Genomic DNA, 18,998 nt, shown 5'->3' on the forward strand with positions numbered 1-18,998 from the left:
GCAATCCGCCCCATGGCACTGTTCGATCGCGACGGGGTGCTCAACCGCGATATCGGCTATGCCCATCGCCCCGAGCAGATCGAATGGATTGACGGCGCGTTAGCTGCATTGGCTCTGGTCAAGGCCCGAGGTTATCGCACCGTAGTCGTCACGAACCAATCCGGCGTAGCCCGCGGCCTTTATGAAGAAGCCGATGTCCTGGCACTGCACATCTGGATGGCCGCCCAAGTCGAGCAGGCCGGTGGGTATATCGATGCCTTTTATTATTGCCCTTATCATGCTCATGCCGCGGTCGCACGCTATCGCGCAGACCACGAGGATCGCAAGCCCCGCCCCGGCATGCTGCACAAAGCAATCATGCGCTTTCCGACCGACATGATGGCCAGCTTTCTGGTCGGCGACCGTCGCAGCGATCTCGATGCGGCGGCAGCGATGGGCATTGCCGGGCACTTGTTTGCGGGCGACCGATTGGATTTGCTGGTCGCCGAAATTCTGGCGGGTAACCGCGTACCTGAAACCGAAGCGATGGCCGCTAGTGGAACACATCGGCGAGATTAAACGAGGCAAATGTTCATGAAGTCCGCCAACATCAAATTCTCGCCCGATGACTACGTCGCGGGTCTTTACCGTTCAATGCTTGGGCGCGAACCCGATCCCGAGGGAGCACGCGGCTACGTTGCGGCCCTGCGCAAGGGGGCGAGCCCTGTCTGGGTACTGGCCGAAATCCAGAATTCGGCCGAATACAGGGCCCGCATCGCACCGCCGATGGAGGCCGCAGGATCGATCGCAGCAGCGGCGCGTGTTGCCAAAAAGAAGGCTATTAAAGATCTCGACTTTATAATAAAATCAAGTGAAAAATATTTCAACGACATCGATTTCTTCCAGCGGCTGGATGTCAGCTTATTCCCCGCGCCGGCCCCGCGCAAGATCCGTACAATCGGCATCTACTATTGGCGGATGAACAACGGCGGTACCGAGCGCGTAACCGCTCGACAGGTCCAGATGTGGAGCGCGATGGGTTATCGCGTCATATTGCTGACTGATCAGGAACCCGATCCGATCAACGATTACGAGTATGGCGAAGACATCCAGCGCTTCGTACTGCCCGAGCGAATGATGTTCAACAATTACTACCCGCCGCGTGGTCGCGCGCTGGCCGATGTGCTGGTGCGCGAACAAGTGGATCTTTTTGTTACCAATCAGTGGTACGAATTGTCGACCATTTGGGATGTTCTGGTGGCCAAAAGCCTGGGCATTCCCAGTGTAATCGGCTGGCATAATTGCTTCGATGCCGGTATTCACGGCGTTGATGATCTGGCGGTTTCGTATTTGCGATTTCTGTCGTACAAGCATGCAGATGCCATGGTGGTTCTCAGTCAGGTTGATCGGGTATGGTTCGAGCGCTGGGGCATCACTGCACGCATGATTCACAATCCGCTGACGTTCGATAGCTTGCCGGCAACATCTGCCGCATTGACTGACAACACCATTGTCTGGATCGCTCGCGTCGAGCGCCACCAGAAGCGTGTGGATCTGTTGTTGAAAATGTTTCCCTTGCTACTCGAGCAGGTTCCGGACGCCAAACTGCTTGTCGTGGGCGGTGGTCCGGATTTGCAATGGGCGCGGGAGTATGCCGATTCGCTCAATATCCGGTCACGGGTACATTTTGTCGGCTACACGACCGAGGTAGAGCGTTACATCAAACAGGCCTCGGTCCATGTGATGACTTCGGATTTTGAAGGCTATCCGATGGTTCTCGGCGAAGTGTGGTCGCACGGCGTTCCAAGTGTCCTTTTTGATCTGCCGCAACTAGAATATTTGCGCACTGGCAAAGGACATATCGTTGTCCGGCAAGGCGAGATTGCCGAGATGGCCGATGCGGTTGCGGGCCTTCTCCTGAACCACGCACGACGCCGCAAGTTGGGCTCCGAGGCTCGTGAAGTGGTCAGCGACATTATTGCCGATAATTTGGACATTGCCTGGGGCCGCCTTTTTGCCGAAATCGAAACTGGCCGGCCTGTAAAGCCGGAAACGTTGTCAACCGACGTCGGTAGCATGAAGATCCTGATCGATCTCCTGGGACATCGCCTTTTGAGCCTCCACAGACCGAACTTTCCCGAGCCGCGCTTACCCGTATTGCCCAGCGCAGTCCCGGTGCAACCGCCTCGGAAAAGGCGCACCCGCATAGCAGTGAAGGTAGCCCATGCGATTGCAGCGCCATACTATCTAGCCAAGAAAGTGACTTCGGCACGCCTGATCCCCGAGCGGCGGCTAAGAACGATTGACTTGTCGAATGTCGGGTTGGGCGACAATCTAATGATCTGGGCTGGCCTATTCACGCTGCTCGACATGGGTGTGGATGTCTGCGCGCCGGCCTGTGCAATTCATGTTCAACCGATTCTTGCCGAGTTGGCGGAGCGTCTGTTCGGTCGCTTCGGCCTCGAAGTGCGCCGTGGCGCGCCTCACGAACCGGTTGGTCCCATTTACTCACCTCTGCCGCCGGAGAATTGGCGCGAATGGCGCGATACTTATATCGGCCGCGACTGGCGCATGAACTGGGTGGAGGCCCTCGATCGCCAGAAAACATTTCCGCGCGATGGGGCAGACTTGACTTTCGCCAAGCGCGTCAGGCTGCGGGTCTCCGAATATGTGCTTTTCCGCCGTGACAGTTGGGTCCAGGCGACGCCATCGTATATTGGCTATCGCGTCTGGCTGCCGCTCGCTGTGCATCACAAAGTCTATCCGCTGCAATTTATGACGCAGATGAAGCGGTCACTGGGGGCTGTCCGTCACATTTTCGGCGATTATGTCGACAATGCGACGCCTGAGGCCGATCGCGAGGCATTCCGCCACCGCGCCGCGTTTCCGGCTGGCAAGTCGTTTCAGACCATTCCGCCGAATGTTCTTGCGCAGGTCAATGCACGTTTGGGCGCCGACACGTTCGCGTGCTATGTCCAGAATGACAGCGCTTGGCACAGCGACTTCGAGAAAGGCGGGCTTGAGCCGCAGCATATCGGCGACCTGATGGATACGTTCCGGCTGGTTCGCTATGCGGACAGTCTGTTGACGACAGACAGCTTTACCTCGCATCTGGCACAGTTCATGCGCGATGATTTCGTTTTGGTTCTGAGCCGGGATATGCGTGAGAACATCGTGCACCCAGGCGCCAATCCCGTGATTGTCGCACATCACCCAGCATGCGCGCCGTGCAATTATCAGGAGCGGTATCACTTTGACACGTGCGTCGCCGGCTACAAGTATTGCCTGGCATTCAACAATGCTGCTTTCGTCGACGAGATTGCGGCGGCAGTGAATGTTTGATCATGGTGTGCGCTTTGCCCGCTGAACGGCCTTTGCGAATTCTGGTTAGCATAAATGTCTATCCGCCCCGCTTTGTTAGGTTTCGTGGACAAAGGCTGACAGTGGACTCGCGCCTTGATTCAAAGCTGTCTTTTGGAGGCAGCGTTAGGCGAGCGGATTGGTCTGTCGGACGACGAGTGGGCTATCATCGGCGCGCTTCTGCCGTCTGAGCATGGTCGCGGCTGCCGACCGGCGCAGGATAACCGCCTCTATTTCGAGGGCATGATGTGGATAGCGCGGACCGGCTCGCAATGGCGCCACCTGCCGGACGAATATGGCAAGTGGAACAGCGTGTTCCGCCGCTATCAGCGCTGGGTTACGACTGATGCTGACCTGCCCCCCCGTCAGTCCCTCAGTCATAACGAGAGTCTAGCGGTTAAATACGATGGCCCCTGCGCCTGCACAAGCGCGTCGGGCGTGATGGCTCCGTCCTGCTCGAACGCACGACGCGCTTGTGCAGGCGTCCGATTTCCCAAAGACGAGTGGGGCCGAGCATGGTTGTAATCGTAGCGCCAGATAGCCAGTTTCCGGCGCGCATCGGCCAGGCTGTCGAACAGTTCCTCGTTGGGCAGTCCATCGCGCAACGAGCCGTTGAAGGACTCGATGAACCCGTTCTGCTGGGGCTTGCCGGGATCGATATAGTGCCATTCTATTTGATTTTTGGCCGCCCATTCGAGGATAGCCCGACTGGTAAATTCGGTCCTGTTATCGCTGACAATGCAGCTCGGTTTGCCTTAGAGACGCACCAGCGTGTCGAGTTCGCGCGCCACGCGGGCGCCCGAGATGCTGGTGTCGGCCACCAGGCACTGGTTTTCTCGGCAGCAATCATCATTGATGGCCAGAATCCTGAACTTGCGCGAGGCGCCGAAGATGTCGGACATGGAGTCCATCGACCAGCGTGCCCCCGGCGCCAGCGGCACAGGCATCGGTGTGCGGCTGCCGCGCGCCCGTTTGCGGTCACGGCGCCGACGCACCGACAAGCCTTCCTCTCGATAAAGCCGGTAGAGCTTCTTGTGATTCATGATCATCCCCTGGCGCTCGAGCATGATACCGATCCGCCGGTAGCCGAAGCGACGACGCTTGCCCGCGACGTCCTTCATGGCGTCACGGATGGCGCTGTGGTCCGGCGGGCGTTCACGCCGAACCGTTTTGGGATCGACACCAATCAGCCCACAGGCCCGGCGTTGCGAGATCTCGTAATCGCGCAACACCCGCAGCACCGCGTCCCGCCGCTGGTTCGGTGTCGTCAGACTTTTCCCAGCAAGTCCTTCAGGATCGCGTTGTCGAGCATGCTGTCCGCCAGTAGGCGCAGACGACGGGCGTCGGAAACCTCCAACCCGCCGTACTTGGCCCTCATCTTGTAGAACGTGGCCGTGCTCAGCCCATGCTTGCGGCAAACCTCCACAGTCGGCAGACCTGCCTCCTGCTCCTTGATCATCCCGATAATATGCGCCTCGGTGAAACGGCTCTTCCTCATGCGCCTGCTCCTTCCGGTGGGCAGACTCTACATCAGAATGAGGGTTCTTTCGGGGGGCAGGTCAGCCAAAGATGCGATTTATCGACGACACGGGGTCTCCCTTCCAATCACGCCAAGTGTCCACTGTAATGTGGGATTGCGCGATGTGTCTAGAACGTTCGCTCTTAGAGCCTGATTTGAAATTATCCTTTGCAAATTCATAGCCTTGCGATGCGGCAGGCGAAGAGCTGGATGGAGGCGATGAACAGCCATGCGGTTGCTGATGCGATGGTTTGCGCGAAGTCCTTGGCGAGGCGCCGGTTCCGATTCAGCCATGCCAGCGTCCGCTCTACGACCCAACGGCGTGGAAGGACCACGAAACCCTTGGCAGTATCGGACCGTTTGACGATCTGGAGGGTCCATTTGCCGATCCGGCGTAGCGCCTGCCGGAGTTTGTCGCCAGCATAGGCGCGAGGACCGCCGGATTCGGTGGTCTTGACGCTTTGGCTGTCGATGATCCCGGCACTGGGCGAGGCATCGCGCCCGATCAGCAATAGGGCATGATTGAGCGATAGCCAGAGCCGGTTGTCCCGCCACAGGTAGAACCAGCGCCGCACTGTCGAGACCGGCGGAAAGCACGGTGGCAGCATCCGCCACGGCAGACCGCCGCGCAACAAATACAGGATCGCCTCGACAATCCGCCTGAGCGGCCACTTGCGCGGACGGCCCACATGCGACGGCGGCGGCAAAAACGGCTCAAGCAGCGCCCATTCGGCGTCGGTCAAATCACTTGGCAAAGCCAAGTCTGCACGGGCATACTCCGCTCGAGTGGTGGCGGTCCACATCGTTGATCTCCGGTAGTCTTCGCAAAACTACCTGAATCAACGACTTGGGCTAGTGTCAAGCTAACTCACTGATACCACTCAACTTAGTTTCGGATCGGGCTCTGAGAACCTCTCTGCGGAGCGGCATCATATTGCAATGCCCACCTCGTCGCTCTGGATAAGCAGGAACCAACAAGATCTGTCCCATGCGCATAGCGCATGCAACCAACCCGCAAGATAGAGTTTTCTCCGTCATTCAGGCCGCGGGGGGGTGGAGGCGGAAGGCTTCGACCGGGGTGCCGCCGATGACGTGTTCCTGGAGGATGCGTTCGAGGACGGCGGGGGTGCAGGAGTGGTACCAGATGCCCTCGGGGTAGACGACGGCGATAGGGCCGGCCACGCAGACGCGCAGGCAACCGACCTTGCTGCGCAGGACGCCGCGTGTGCCGCCCAGTTTCAGTTCGCCCAGCCGCTTCTTGAGGAACGACCAGGCTTCATCGCTGGCTTCCTTGGGGCAACATTCGTCCTTGCCGGAATCGGCGCACAGGAAGATGTGCCGCTGCGGCGCGAAGCCGCCCAGCCTGGACAGGGTCTGTTCGGCGCGGGTGATCTCGGCAGGCGAGGCGCTCATGGTTGCTTCGCAGTTTGCAAAGTCAGCCGCGCTTGCCCGCGATGCGTGCGATTTCGGCGGCGACCATCTTTTCGACCATGCCCGGCAGGTTGCGTTCGAGCCATTCGGCCAGCATCGGGCGAAGCATCTCGCGCACCATGCCTTCGAGCGAGGTCTCGCCCGAGCGGACGATCTGGGGCGCCGCGCCGGGCTGGGCCAGCATCGCCAGCGCGGCCAGTGAATCGCGCATCGAGGCGGTGGTTTCCTGCGGGAGCAGGCCATCATCCTCGTCGTCGGCGCTGTGGGCGCTGTGATGCGGCGCGGCCGGAGCATAATGTTCGCCCATGATCTGGGCGGCCATGTCGGACAGGTCGAGCACGTCGGTGATGTCCACCGGGCGCTCGGGCATGCGGGGCTCATAGCCGCGCGGATCAGGAGAACGCGGCCCCCCGTGCCCTGCCCCCCCATTCAGGGCGGGGGCGATCGCGGCGGCAGCGGCGGCGGGCGACATCGGTGCGCGCGCGGCCTCGTGACCCGCGCCGCGGCTGTCGCGGGCGATCACCTTCTTGATCGAGGCGAGGATGTCCTCGACCGAAGGCTCACCGGCCTGACGCATCTTTTGAAACCCCCGATTCGCATGACAATAAAGACTGGACACCGCGCCTTCCCCCCACAGCGGCGATGCGCGCGGGGTCAGGGCAATGGCTGGTCGGGGATTGTCGCATCCTGGGCCGGGGTGTCAACCGTGGCGGTGGCCTGGGCCTTTGGCGCGGGGTCGCTGTCCCAGTCCCAGATGCGGTGATGCACGCGCTCGTAGTTCGAGGCCGGGTCGTAAAGCGCGCCACCATCGAGCCCGAGATCACGGGCCTGCGCCTTGCCCATGGCCGAAAGCAGTGCAAAACCAGCCACATATTCGTTGCGCTGGGCCGTCACCAACTGGACCTGCGCGTTGAGCAGTTCCTGCTCGGCATCGAGGATGTTGAGGATCGTGCGATTCCCTACGGTGTTTTCCGCACGCACGCCTTCGAGGCTGAGCGCGGCGGCATCGACCGCCGTCTGGTTCAGGCCGATCACTTCCCGCGCGGCCAGCCAGGACGACCAGGCCGAGCGCACGGTGGCGATCACCTGTCGCTCGGCGCCGATTTCCTGCTCCATCGTCGCGCTCTGCGTGGCCTCGGCCTGACGCACGCGTGCAGCCGGAGCGCCGCCCTGGAACAGGGGAATCGAGGCGGTCACGCCGCTGACCAGGGTTCCGATGGCATTCGGGCCACCGCCCATTGAACTGCCCAGATAGTTGACGTTCTGCGAGGTCGTGACCGCCGAGACCTTCGGCTTGCGGCTGGCTGCGGCGACCTTGACGTCGAAGCCGGCGGCCTTGCTCTGCTCGCGCGCGGCGGCCAGGTCGGGGTTGTTGTCGAGCGCATAGTCGACGGCCCCGTCAACGTCGCCGGGCATGCCCGCCAGCGGCGGGGGCTGTTCCAGCAGGCCGGGGGCATGGCCGACCACCCGCACATAGGTCTCGCGGCTGGCCACCAGGTTGGCCTCGGCCTGACGGAGGCTGGCGCGGGCCAGCGCGAGGCGCGAACGCGACTGGGCCACGTCGGTCCGGGTCACGTTGCCGATCTCGAAACGGTCGCTGGTGGCCTGGAGGTTGATTTCGAGCACCTGCACGTTGTTCTTTTGCAGGCCCACGATCGCCGCGTCGCGGATCACGTCCATGTAGGCAGTGACGGTGTTGGTAAACACGCTCGACTCGGTGCCGCGCAGGCTCGCCCGGCCAGCCTCGACACGGGTCTTGGCCGCGCGCAACCCGTTCTTGACCGAGCCGCCGCTGTAGAGCGGCACGCTCAGGTTGACGGTCGCGGACAGCATCCTGTCAGGATTGGTGAACGCGTAAGAGCTGCCGCCCTTTTCGATATAGTTGTTGTAGTTGACGCTGCCCGCCAGCGAAGGCAGCGCCGAGGCGCGCGCGAGCGGCACGTTTTCATCGGTTGCGCGCAAGTTGTCGCGTGCGGCGAGGAGGTCGGGATTGGTCTGATAGGCAGCGGTCAGCGCAGCGCGCAAGTCGTCGGCCAGCGCTCCAACAGGTTGGAGCGCCAGACACAGGCTCAACACCGACAGACCGCGCCGCACGACCAGCCCACCGGGCTGGCGAAGGCGCATGGGGCTCAGAAGCTCCAGGTCTTGGTGGCGGCGAATTCGGGAATCGGGGCGAAATCGGCTTCACCCAGCGTGGTGAAGGCGATGTCCGAACCGACCTTGCGGCCCAGCGCCAGACGGGCGACGCGGCGCTCGATCAGGCCGGTCACGAGGCGGCCCGACACATCGACCGTGGCCGCCAGCGCGGGCGTGACAGCGCCGATGGCGCCATCGACCAGCACGAGGGCGAACGTGCCCAGCTTCGCCAGATCGTCCGACGGCGCGGCGACCGTGACCACCAGGCCCAGTTCGCGCAGCAGCGCGGCCAGATAGGCGCCCGGCTTGCCGATCACCAGCGCGCGTTCACCGGCCTGGGGGGCGGCGGCGATCAGCATCTGGCCATGGGTAAGCGCGGGGGCGAGCACGGTGCCATCGCCCAGCGGCACGGCGCGGTCGACATAGGCAAGGCCATGACGGGCCGCGGGAACGAAATCCTCACGCGCCACGGCAGCAAAGGCGGCCAGAATGGCCGGATCGTTCACGCCGCTCACACGGAGCTGACTGTCGATCATTGCCTTGCGTTCGCGGACCAAATCGGCTGCTTCAGCTACTGCCACGCTCATCGCTCTTCCCTCATCAGTCGGGTACGGAGACGGCCTTGGCGGATGGTCATGCCCCGGTCGTCCATTCTGTCGTCAGCTCTCTAGAATATTGAGCAGCTTGCGCCAAGCGTCTTGCATGCTGTCCGTCGGAGCGTAAGGGGCATTGGCAGAATGCTGTAGCAGGAGCAAAATTGCGATGGCGGAAATGGTGACGATCCGGGAAGCGGATCTTATCGATAGTGTGGCCGATGCGCTGCAATACATCAGCTACTTTCACCCGATGGATTACATCCGTGCGCTGGGCGAGGCCTACAAGGCCGAGCAAGGCCCCGCCGCCAAGGATGCCATCGCCCAGATCCTGACCAACAGCCGCATGTGCGCGGAGGGCCACCGCCCGCTGTGCCAGGACACGGGCATCGTCAACGTGTTCATCGAGTGGGGCCAGGATTGCCGACTCGAATCCGACAAGTCGTTGCAAGAGGTCGTCGATGAAGGCGTTCGTCGCGCCTATCTCAATGCCGACAACAAGCTGCGCGCCTCGGTCCTGGCCGATCCGGCCTTCACCCGCCGCAACACCCGCGACAACACGCCCTGCGTGCTCCATGTCGACATGGTCAAGGGCAACAAAATCTCCGTCGACGTGGCGGCCAAGGGCGGCGGCAGCGAAAACAAGTCGAAGTTCAAGATGATGAACCCGAGCGACTCGATCGTCGACTGGGTTCTGGAAATGCTGCCCCAGATGGGCGCCGGCTGGTGCCCGCCGGGCATGCTGGGCATCGGCATCGGCGGCACCGCCGAACACTGCGTGCTGCTCGCCAAGAAGGCCCTGATGGAGCCGATCGACATGGCCCAGCTCAAGCAGCGCGGCCCCCAGACCGATATCGAGCGCCTGCGCATCGAGATCTTCGACAAGGTCAACGCGCTGGGCATCGGCGCGCAAGGGTTGGGCGGTCTGTCGACCATCCTCGACGTCAAGATCATGGACGCCCCCTGCCACGCGGCGGGCAAGCCTGTCGCCATGATCCCCAACTGCGCGGCCACCCGCCACGCCCACTTCACCCTCGACGGCAGCGGGCCGAGCTATCTCGAACGCCCCAAGCTCGACGAATGGCCGCAAGTCCACTGGGCGCCCGACGCCTCGGCCAAGCGCGTCAACCTCGACACCCTCACCCCCGAGGAAGTCCAGAGCTGGAAGCAGGGCGACCGCCTGCTGCTCAACGGCAAGATGCTCACCGGCCGTGACGCCGCGCACAAGCGCATCCAGGACATGCTGGCCAAGGGCGAGGAACTGCCGGTCGAGTTCAAGGGCCGCGTGATCTACTACGTCGGCCCGGTCGATCCGGTGCGCGACGAAGTGGTCGGCCCGGCGGGCCCCACCACCGCCACGCGCATGGACAAGTTCATGGACATGATGCTCGACCAGGGCCTGCTGGCCTGCGTGGGCAAGGCCGAGCGCGGCCCGGCGGCCACCCAGTCGATCGCCAACCACAAGTCGGCCTATCTGATGGCCGTGGGGGGCGCTGCCTATCTGGTGGCCCGCGCGATCAAGGAATCGAAGGTCGTGGGCTTTGCCGATCTGGGCATGGAAGCGATCTACGAATTCACCGTCGAGGACATGCCGGTGACCGTGGCCGTCGATTCCGAGGGCCAGAATGTCCACCAGATCGCCCCGCTGGTGTGGAAGAAGAAGATCGCCGACGAAGGCCTGCTTTCGGCCTGATTCTGGCGGCCTGATTTTGGCGGCCTGAATCTGACGATCTGATTTTGGCAGCCCCTTCACCGGGGCCCACAGGAACCCGGACCGCATCCGACGCGGTCCGGGTTTCCTTTTGCCTGCCGCCCCATTTCAATCGACCAACACGCCATCGCGTCCGACTGGCCGCACTGGCATGACAGGCCACCCTGCCCTAGCAGGGCACCATGGCCTCTTCATCGCGGGCATCGTCCGCCACTCCCTCCCCCCCGCCCTCTTTCGACGAGGATCTGGCCGCTCCCGATGACGGGAAGGTCACCGCGCGGCAGGTCGTGCTGTCGGCCAGTGCGCTGTGGCTGTGCTATTACGTGCTCGCCTCGGTGCGCTGGGCTGTCGTCGGCCCTGCGGAAACCGATCTGGGCATCTGGCTCGAACTGCTGGGCCGTCGCGGGCTGGTGACGCTGGCCGGGGTGACGGTGACGGTGATGGTCTGGCCGATCCTGCGCCGCTTCGACGACCGCCCGATGGGGATGCGGATCGGGCTGGCGCTGGTGATCATGCTGCCCGCCGCCGTGCTCCTCGCCGCGATCAACCAGAAAGCCTTTGCCCCGCTCGTCGATCACTGGGACAAGACCTGGCAGGCCAAGATCCAGCAGGACAAGACCCAGCGCGGCGACTCGGCGGCCCAGAGCATGGGCGGCAATGTCCTGATCGACGTGGCCCCTCCCCCGCCCCCTCCCTCGCCGACTGTTCCGCCTGCGCCTTCGGCTTCATCGCCGCCCACCCCGCCCACGCCCCCCTCTTCGGGCGTGCGGATCGAGCGCCATGAGAACGGCGTGACCGAGATCACCACCGGGGACGTACACATCATCAGCCGCAAGGCCATGAAGCAGCCTCATGGCCAGGCGCCGGATTCCTCCTCGCTCCAGACCATGCACGACGACCAGCAACTGTTCTGGCAGGAGCTGACCGACATCGCGCTGGGCCGCTATTTCCTGCTGATCGCCTGGGCCGCGCTCTATCTCGCGCTCGGCAATGCCCAGCAGCGCCGCGCCGCCGAATGGCGCGAGGCCGAATATCGCCGCGCCGCCAAGGCCGCCGAGCTGCGCTCGCTGCGCTATCAGGTCAATCCGCATTTCCTGTTCAACACGCTCAATTCACTCTCCGCGCTGGTCATGGTGGGCCGGGCCGAAGAAGCCGAGCGGATGATCCAGACGATCTCCAGCTTCTATCGCCACTCGCTGACCACCGATCCCACCGCCGATGTCCCGCTCGTCGACGAGATCGCGCTCCAGCGGCACTATCTGGCGATCGAGGGGGTGCGCTTCCCCGAGCGGCTGCGCGTCGAATTCGATGTCCCCGCCAATGTCGAACAGGCCTGCGTGCCGGGCATGATCCTCCAGCCGCTGGTCGAAAACTCGATCAAATATGCCGTCTCGGCCACCACGCGCCCGGTCACCATCCGCATCCGTGCCCAGGCGGTGGGCGATCTGCTGGTGCTCAGCGTGGCTGACGATGGCCCCGGCCTGCCGCCGGGCGACCACCGCACGGCAGGCGGCACCGGAATCGGGCTGGCCAATGTCCGCAGCCGTCTGGCCGCGCGCTTCGGCGCGCAGGCGCGGGTGGAAAGCGGCCCCCTTCCCGCCGGGGGCTATGCCAGCGTATTGACCTTGCCCATCCTCACCAATGCCGGTTCCCCCCATAACGGTTGAAAGAGCCTCATGCGCACCCTGATCGTCGATGATGAACCCCTGGCCATCGAGCGCATGCAGATCCTGTGCGCGCGCATCCCGGCCCTGCAAGTGGTCGGCACCGCCGCCGATGGCGCCGCCGCGCTGCGTCTGGTCGAGGCGCTCGCCCCCGACCTCGTCATGCTCGACATGACCATGCCCGAGCTGGACGGGCTGGGCGTGGCCCGCGCGCTCGCCCGCCAGACCCCGCGCCCGGCAGTGATCTTCGTGACCGCGCACGACCATTTCGCGGTCGAGGCCTTCGATTGCGAGGCGGTCGACTATGTACTCAAGCCCGTTGCACAGGACCGGCTCGAACGCGCGGTCGAACGCGCGCTGGCCCGCAAGACCTCTGGCAGCGACGGCGACACGGGTGCCCCGGCCACGACCCCGCCTGCCCCGTCGCCCGCCCCGTCGCCCGCCGACATGCCTGCCGCCCCCTCGCCGTGGATCGAGGAATTCTGGGTGCCCCATCGCAGCGAACTGGTCCGCGTGGCTGCCACCGACATCGACCGCATCGATGCCGAGCGCGACTATGTGCGGCTCCATGTCGGCCAGCGCAGCTACCTGATGCTGCACACCATCCAGCGGCTCGAAGACCGGCTCGACCCGGCGCGCTTCATCCGCCTCCACCGCTCCACCATCGTCCGGCGCGACCGGATTCAGGGCCTGCGCCATGATGGGCTGGGGGTCTGGTCCGCCGAACTGGCCGACGGCACGATGCTGCGGATCGGACGGACCTATCTGGCCAAGGCCAAGGCCATGGCGGGACGGTAACAACCCCGCCCCCCCCCCACATACCCGCGCGTCAGGTGCGGTGGGCGGGGGCCTTGCGGAAGCGCCAAGTGCGGGCCTGATCCCCGCTGCGGGCCTGCCCCTGCCCGCGCACCCCCGCCAGCGTGGCGATCCCGCCCGCATCGAGGGTGTGGAACCAGCGGGCCATCTCCGTCCCGCGCGGAGCGGCCCAATCGGCGCCCAGCGCCTCCAGCACCCGTTCGAGCAGGCGCAGGCCAAGCGCGCGCGGCAGGCCCGGCGGCACGGTCAGCAGGCCGCTCTCGCCATCAGTGCCCGGCTGCCACTGGCGCGCCATGGCGCCTTGCGCCATCCATTCGAGCGCGGCATCGGCATCGGCCAGATGGGCCGCGCTGGCCGCCAGCCCCTCGGGGTCGAGCCAGTCGACCGCCTCGGCCAGCCCCTGCCGCACGCGCACGCGCTCGAACCGGGAATCGCGATTGGACGGATCGTGGACCACCACCATCCCCGCCGCCTGCGCCACGGCGGCCAGATCGGCGCGGCGCCAGCCGAGCAGCGGGCGCGCGAGCGGCAGGGTCGGATCGCCGGGCACCTGCCCCAGAGGCCGCATGCCCGCAAGGCCCCGCACCCCTGCCCCGCGATTGAGCCGCATGATCATCGTTTCGGCCTGATCGTCGGCATGGTGGGCCGTGGCCAGAACCCCGGCACCATGGGCCCGCGCCCAATCGGCCAGCGCGGCATAGCGCGCCGCGCGCGCGCGCGCCTGAACCCCGCTGCCTGCGGCCATCTGCAAGCGCACCGTGGCATGGGGCACCCCGCGCGCAGCACACAGCGTGGCCACCTGCCGCGCCTCGTCCGCGCTTTCGGGGCGCAGGCCATGATCGACCGTGGCGGCGATCACCCGACCCGGCAGCGCGAGGGCGCCCAGCGCCAGCAGCGCGCAACTGTCGGGCCCGCCCGATACGGCAAGGGCGACAGGGCCGGTGTCAGGCTGGTTCAGCGCGCTCCAGTCGCGGGCGAAAACGTCCGCGAAGCGCGCCAGCACGGCGTCAATTGCACTTCACCCCTTTGATCGCGGCCTCGTACTGGCCCTTGAGACGGCCCGCCACATCGTCTGGATAGGTATCGCGCAGCTCGCCAAAGGCGCCGCAGGCGCGCTTGGTGTCCTTGATGCGGGTCATCGCCACGCCAAGGTTGAGCAGGCTCTCGCTGGCGCGGGCGCCCTGCTTGTCGCCCAGATAGTTCTGGAGGAACCACTGTGCGGCCGTGCCCGGCTTGCCATCGTCGAGATAGGCGCGGCCCAGCAGGTTGCGCGCGTAGCTGATGCGGCTGGACTTGGGATAGGCCTGGACGAACTTCGTCAACTGGGCCTGCGCCTCGGGATAGAACTTGGCGTCATAGAGGCGGAAGCCATAGCTGTATTCGTCTTCGGCCTTGTCGCCGGTCGAGGGCTTCTCGATCGCGGCGACGGCGGCCACGCGGTCGGCCGAAGCGGCCGTGCGGGCCGCCGGGGTGGCCGCGGCGGGGGCCGGACGGGTGGCAGCCGGGGCCGCGCCGCTGCGTGCGGGCGCCTGGGCTGTGCTCGTGACACGGGCCGGAGCCGCCGGGCCGGCCAGAGGCGCCCCTGCGCCCTGCGCGCCATCGGCGGGGGCCTGTGGCGCGGCGGCGCTTTCGAGCGCGCTGACGCGGGTGTCGAGCTTGCTCAGGTGGTTCTGGTTTTCCTCGGTCGAGGCGGTGATCTGGCGCAACTGCGATTCGACCGTATCGAGACGGGCGAGCACATCGGTCAGCGGCGTGGTCGCTTCGGCAGGCGCGGCGGGGGCGCTGGGCTGCGGCGTGGCGGTGATCTCGGGCCCGAACGTGCGGCCCGCGCCATCGGGGAAGACTTTGCGTTGCAGCGCGCGGATTTCGGCCTCGATCTTGCGCAACCGGGCCTCGCTCGCGCCATCGGCCTGCTGGGCATGGGCCACGGGCACCGCCACCGGAGCAACGACCGCCACGGCAAGGGCCAGCGCAACAGCCGCGCCAATGCCCGAGCCAGTGCCCGATGCGGTCATGCGGAACTTGGTTTTCATCATAACTCCCGTCTGAAACATCATCTGCCCGCGATCATCGCCCCCATGGCAGCACGTGCCGAACCGGCTTTACTGAACCGGCGCCGCGGCGGGTGCCGCCGCGCCGTCGGTCTGGCCAGCCTGCTGCGCGACAGGGGCCGGTGCCGCGCGATGCGACAGGCGGTGAAGCCGGGGCGCCCGCGCCGGGGTATTGGCCATGGCCACCGGAGCAGCAGCAGGGGCAGAAGATGCAGGAGCCGGCGCCCCCCCCGGTGCCGGGCGGGCCAGCAGCGCCGCCGCGCTCACCGGAACGTCCTTCACGATGCCTTGTTTGTCGGCAATGCGCGGCACGGCCTGGCCACCGATGGTGATCCCGAGCGCGTCAGGGCGGCCCGTCCACAGCTTGGGATCGACCGCGTCGGCAGGCACCGTCCAGGTCTCGCCCTTGGCCAGAAGCTTCTGGACCAGCTGCTTGCCCGCGCCATCGTAGAACTTGACCCAGATGCGGTCCTGAAGCGCGGTGAACACCACCGGCCCCCCCGGCACCGGAGCGGGCGCTGGCGCCGCCGTGGGCGCTGCGGCCGGCTGCGAGGCCGCAACAGCCGGCTTGGGCTCCTCGGGAGAGACCAGAGCGGGCAGTTCGGCCGAGGGCCAGTAGTAGCTGCGCCAGAACACCAGCCCCAGCCCGATCACCGCCACGACCAGCAACCCGGCCAGCCAGCTGACCAGGCGCGTGGGCGTCTTGGCCGGATCGCCGGCCTCGAACTGGTGGATCACGCGCGGCTCGGGCGCCGGGCCGCGGGCGCCGAGTTCGGCGCGGACCGTCTCGGCCATCGCGATCTCGTCGAGCCCGACCGCCTTGGCATAGCTGCGGGCAAAGCCCAGCGCATAGGGGCGTCCGGGCAGCGTGCCATAATCCCCGGCTTCAAGCGCCTCGACATGGCGGGCGGTGATCCGGGTGCGGGCCGCAATGTCCTTGACCGAAAGCCCCTGCGCCTCGCGCGCGGCGCGCAGGCTGGCGCCCGCACGCATCTTGCCTGCCAGGGCCCCCGCCCCAGCCGGGCCAGCCGAATCGCGCCCGGTATCGGGCGAGGTGGAATGGAAATCGTTACCGTTCGAGTCGCTCAAGGCGCGGCTCCCGTTATCTGTGCTTGTCATGCGACCCGTAAACCGACCGAACCTGCAAACCGAATGTCAGGCCAACCATGAATCCAGCCACTGTCCGGATGGCTTTTGACATGGTGAACGTCCGTTAGGAAGGGATCGTTGCAATTGCGCGAAAGTCAACCATTTTGCGGTGCGGCATGACCCCTGAACGGCAGGCCGGGCCGGCTCAGTCGCAATCGATGCCATGCGCGCTGGCCCAGTCGGCCAGGGCCTGCCGGATGTCTGCCGGAGGATGGGCCAGCCAGTCGTCCATCGCCGCGCGTATCTGGCCCAGATCGACCTGCTGGATCAGTTCCTTGATCGGCCCGACCGCCGCCGGGGTGATCGACAGGCGGGTGATGCCAAGGCCCAGCAGGGCCAGCGCCTCCATCCGCCGTCCGCCCATTTCGCCACAGACCGTCAGCTTGGTGTCGAACGGCGCGATCGTGCGGACCACCCGTGCCAGGAACCGCAGGATCGCCAGGCTCAGCCAGTCATAGCGTTCGGCCAGCTTGGGATGGGCGCGATCGGCCGCGAACAGGAACTGGGTGAGGTCGTTGGTGCCGATCGACAGGAACGCCAGACGCGGCGCCAGCAGGTCGAGGCATTCGGCCAGCGCGGGCACTTCGAGCATGGCGCCATAGCGGATCGCCTCGGGCAGGAGCTTCTTGCGCTTCTTGAGGAAGGCCAGCTGGCCATCGAAGACCGCCTTGGCCGCGTCGAACTCCCACGGTTCGGTGACCATCGGGAACATGACCGACAGCGTGCGCCCGCCCGCCGCTTCGAGCAGGGCGCGGGCCTGGACCTTGAGCAGGCCATCGCGTTCGAGCGCCACGCGCAGCGCGCGCCAGCCCATCGCCGGATTTTCCTCGGTCTCGCCCTCGTTGTGGCGCAGATAGGGCAGCACCTTGTCGCCACCGATATCGACCGTGCGGAACACCACCGGACGGTCTCCGGCGGCTTCGAGCACGTCGCGATAGAGCCGCGTCTGCCGCTCGCGCGCGGGGAGCGTGGCGGAAACGAGGAACTGGAACTCGGTGCGGAACAGGCCGATGCCGTCGGCCCCCGTCAGCGGGAGCATCGGCATGTCGTCGCGCAGGCCCGCGTTCATCATCACCGTGATGCGGTGGCCATCGCGCGTGACGGGCACGACATCGCGCATCCTGGCATAGTGCGCCTGCCGTTCGCGGTTCTTGGCAAAGCGCGCCTCGAAGGCCTCGACCAGGCTGGGCGCCGGGCGCACGTCGATCACGCCCTGATCGGCATCGAGCAGGAGCGTATCGCCATCGCGCACCTTGCCACGCAGCGCCCGCACGCGGCCCACCACCGGAATGCCCATCGCCCGCGCCACGATCACGACATGGGCGGTCAGCGAGCCTTCCTCGAGGATCACCCCCTTGAGGCGGCGGCGGTCGTATTCGAGCAGTTCGGCCGGGCCCAGATTGCGCGCGATCAGGATCGCGTCGGCCTTGAGCCCCATCGTCGCGGCCGTGCCCAGCTGGCCCGAGACGATCCGCAGCAGGCGGTTCGACAGGTCTTCAAGGTCGTGCATGCGGTCGGCGAGCAGCGGATCGTCGATCTGGCGCATCCGCATGCGGGTGTGCTGCTGGACGCGCTCGATGGCGGCCTCGGCGGTGAGGCCGGAATCGATCGCCTCGTTGATGCGGCGGCTCCAGCCTTCGTCGTAGGCGAACATCCGGTAGGTTTCGAGCACTTCCTCATGCTCGCCCCCGACGCCGAATTCGGCCTGGCTGGCCATGCGGTCGATCTGTTCGCGCATGCGGTCGAAGGCGCGATAGACCCGCTGGCGCTCGGCCTCGGTGTCTTCGGCCACGACATGCTCGATCATCACGCGCGGCTGATGGAACACCGCCTGTCCGACCGCGAGGCCCTTGACCAGCGTCTGCCCGCTCAGGCGGTCGGGGCCGATCAGGTGATCGGGCACGCCCAGCACGTCCTCGTCGTCGATCAGTTCGGCATTGGCGATCAGTTCGGCCAGAACCATCGCCACGGTCTGCAAGGCCTCGATCTCGACCTCTTCATAGCGGCGCTGGTCGACATGCTGGACCGCCACCACCCCCACCGCACGCTGGCGCCGCACGATCGGCACGCCCGCGAACGAATGGAAGCGTTCCTCACCGGTTTCCGGGCGGAAGGCGAAATCGGGATGGGCGGCAGCCTCGGCGAGATTGAGCGTCTCGCTGTGCTGGGCAATCGTGCCGACAAGGCCCTCGCCCACGGCCATGCGCGTGACATGGACGGCGGCCTGTTCGAGCCCGCGCGTGGCGAAGAGTTCGAGCATCCCCTCGCGCAGGAGGTAGATCGAGCAGACCTCGCTGTTGAGGTTCTCGCCGATCACGTCGACGATGCGGTTGAGCTTGGCCTGGGCTCCAGAACGCGAGGCCATGACCTCGTGCAGGGAGGTCAGGATCGCGCGGGCAGAGGCAACAGCAGACACCATGGCGTTTGACTAGCGCAGGCCCGACCGTTTGAAAACGGCGCCGGATACCTCTTTGGAAATATTCGTATGCGATGTCCCGAAACCGTAAACGTTTCGGACATCCCGTCCCCTGTTGTTCGCCAGAAAGGCTGGCCTCCCGGTGGGGAAGCCAGCCTCGGACCGAAGGTTCC

14 protein-coding genes and 2 pseudogenes are annotated in these 18,998 nt (G+C 65.4%); 6 read left to right on the top strand and 10 right to left on the bottom strand.

Annotation, left to right across the window (positions count from 1 at the left end; genetic code table 11):
• Positions 1–12: 12 nt before the first annotated feature.
• From SBI20_RS10860 to SBI20_RS10870, 3 genes and pseudogenes are all read left to right on the top strand, one after another.
• Entirely contained in the window at positions 13–558 is a 546-nt protein-coding gene (locus SBI20_RS10860) for a D-glycero-alpha-D-manno-heptose-1,7-bisphosphate 7-phosphatase (protein WP_317975047.1), read from the top strand.
• Between the two features lie 15 nt (positions 559–573).
• Positions 574–3,321 (top strand): glycosyltransferase, encoded by a 2,748-nt coding sequence (locus SBI20_RS10865; RefSeq protein WP_317975048.1) that lies wholly within the window; start codon positions 574–576, stop codon positions 3,319–3,321.
• Positions 3,322–3,453: 132 nt separating this feature from the next.
• Positions 3,454–3,675, top strand: a pseudogene (locus SBI20_RS10870) (transposase); the annotation flags it as partial.
• 41 nt (positions 3,676–3,716) lie between these two features.
• On the opposite strand, the pseudogene SBI20_RS10875 reads toward SBI20_RS10870, so the two are convergent.
• The 6 genes and pseudogenes from SBI20_RS10875 to SBI20_RS10900 all read right to left on the bottom strand — a co-directional run bounded on the left by SBI20_RS10875 (position 3,717) and on the right by SBI20_RS10900 (position 9,012).
• Positions 3,717–4,837, bottom strand: a pseudogene (locus SBI20_RS10875) (IS3 family transposase).
• A 197-nt stretch (positions 4,838–5,034) separates the two neighbouring features.
• Positions 5,035–5,661 carry a transposase gene (locus SBI20_RS10880; RefSeq protein WP_317975049.1) on the bottom strand — a complete coding sequence of 209 codons (627 nt, stop codon included), beginning with the start codon at positions 5,659–5,661 and terminating at the stop codon, positions 5,035–5,037.
• 235 nt (positions 5,662–5,896) lie between these two features.
• Complete coding sequence (locus SBI20_RS10885; RefSeq protein WP_317975050.1) at positions 5,897–6,271, bottom strand: (2Fe-2S) ferredoxin domain-containing protein; 375 nt, start codon at positions 6,269–6,271, stop codon at positions 5,897–5,899.
• Between the two features lie 22 nt (positions 6,272–6,293).
• Positions 6,294–6,866 carry a DUF2497 domain-containing protein gene (locus SBI20_RS10890; protein WP_317975051.1) on the bottom strand — a complete coding sequence of 191 codons (573 nt, stop codon included), beginning with the start codon at positions 6,864–6,866 and terminating at the stop codon, positions 6,294–6,296.
• Between the two features lie 77 nt (positions 6,867–6,943).
• Complete coding sequence (locus SBI20_RS10895; RefSeq protein ID WP_317975052.1) at positions 6,944–8,413, bottom strand: TolC family outer membrane protein; 1,470 nt, start codon at positions 8,411–8,413, stop codon at positions 6,944–6,946.
• Between the two features lie 5 nt (positions 8,414–8,418).
• Positions 8,419–9,012 carry a protein-L-isoaspartate O-methyltransferase family protein gene (locus tag SBI20_RS10900; protein ID WP_317975053.1) on the bottom strand — a complete coding sequence of 198 codons (594 nt, stop codon included), beginning with the start codon at positions 9,010–9,012 and terminating at the stop codon, positions 8,419–8,421.
• Between the two features lie 175 nt (positions 9,013–9,187).
• Between SBI20_RS10900 and SBI20_RS10905 the strand changes: the two genes are divergently transcribed.
• The 3 genes from SBI20_RS10905 (at position 9,188) to SBI20_RS10915 (ending at position 13,191) form a co-directional block, all read left to right on the top strand.
• On the top strand, positions 9,188–10,711 hold the full coding sequence (locus SBI20_RS10905; protein ID WP_317975054.1) for a fumarate hydratase: 1,524 nt from the start codon (positions 9,188–9,190) through the stop codon (positions 10,709–10,711).
• A gap of 200 nt (positions 10,712–10,911) precedes the next feature.
• Positions 10,912–12,396 (top strand): sensor histidine kinase, encoded by a 1,485-nt coding sequence (locus SBI20_RS10910; protein ID WP_317975055.1) that lies wholly within the window; start codon positions 10,912–10,914, stop codon positions 12,394–12,396.
• A 9-nt stretch (positions 12,397–12,405) separates the two neighbouring features.
• Positions 12,406–13,191, top strand: coding sequence for a LytR/AlgR family response regulator transcription factor (locus SBI20_RS10915; protein WP_317975056.1), 786 nt, complete (start codon positions 12,406–12,408; stop codon positions 13,189–13,191).
• A gap of 31 nt (positions 13,192–13,222) precedes the next feature.
• On the opposite strand, the gene tilS is transcribed toward SBI20_RS10915, so the two are convergent.
• The 4 genes from tilS to ptsP all read right to left on the bottom strand — a co-directional run bounded on the left by tilS (position 13,223) and on the right by ptsP (position 18,828).
• On the bottom strand, positions 13,223–14,212 hold the full coding sequence (gene tilS / locus SBI20_RS10920) for a tRNA lysidine(34) synthetase TilS (protein WP_317975057.1): 990 nt from the start codon (positions 14,210–14,212) through the stop codon (positions 13,223–13,225).
• 4 nt (positions 14,213–14,216) lie between these two features.
• Positions 14,217–15,245, bottom strand: coding sequence for a tetratricopeptide repeat protein (locus tag SBI20_RS10925; protein WP_317975058.1), 1,029 nt, complete (start codon positions 15,243–15,245; stop codon positions 14,217–14,219).
• 66 nt (positions 15,246–15,311) lie between these two features.
• Entirely contained in the window at positions 15,312–16,349 is a 1,038-nt protein-coding gene (locus tag SBI20_RS10930) for a helix-turn-helix domain-containing protein (protein WP_317975059.1), read from the bottom strand.
• A gap of 205 nt (positions 16,350–16,554) precedes the next feature.
• Positions 16,555–18,828, bottom strand: coding sequence for a phosphoenolpyruvate--protein phosphotransferase (gene ptsP / locus SBI20_RS10935; RefSeq protein ID WP_317975060.1), 2,274 nt, complete (start codon positions 18,826–18,828; stop codon positions 16,555–16,557).
• Positions 18,829–18,998 lie beyond the last annotated feature (170 nt).

Origin of the sequence: Novosphingobium sp. IK01 (assembly GCF_033242265.1) — a bacterium.
In the GTDB taxonomy this organism is placed as follows: domain Bacteria; phylum Pseudomonadota; class Alphaproteobacteria; order Sphingomonadales; family Sphingomonadaceae; genus Novosphingobium; species Novosphingobium pituita.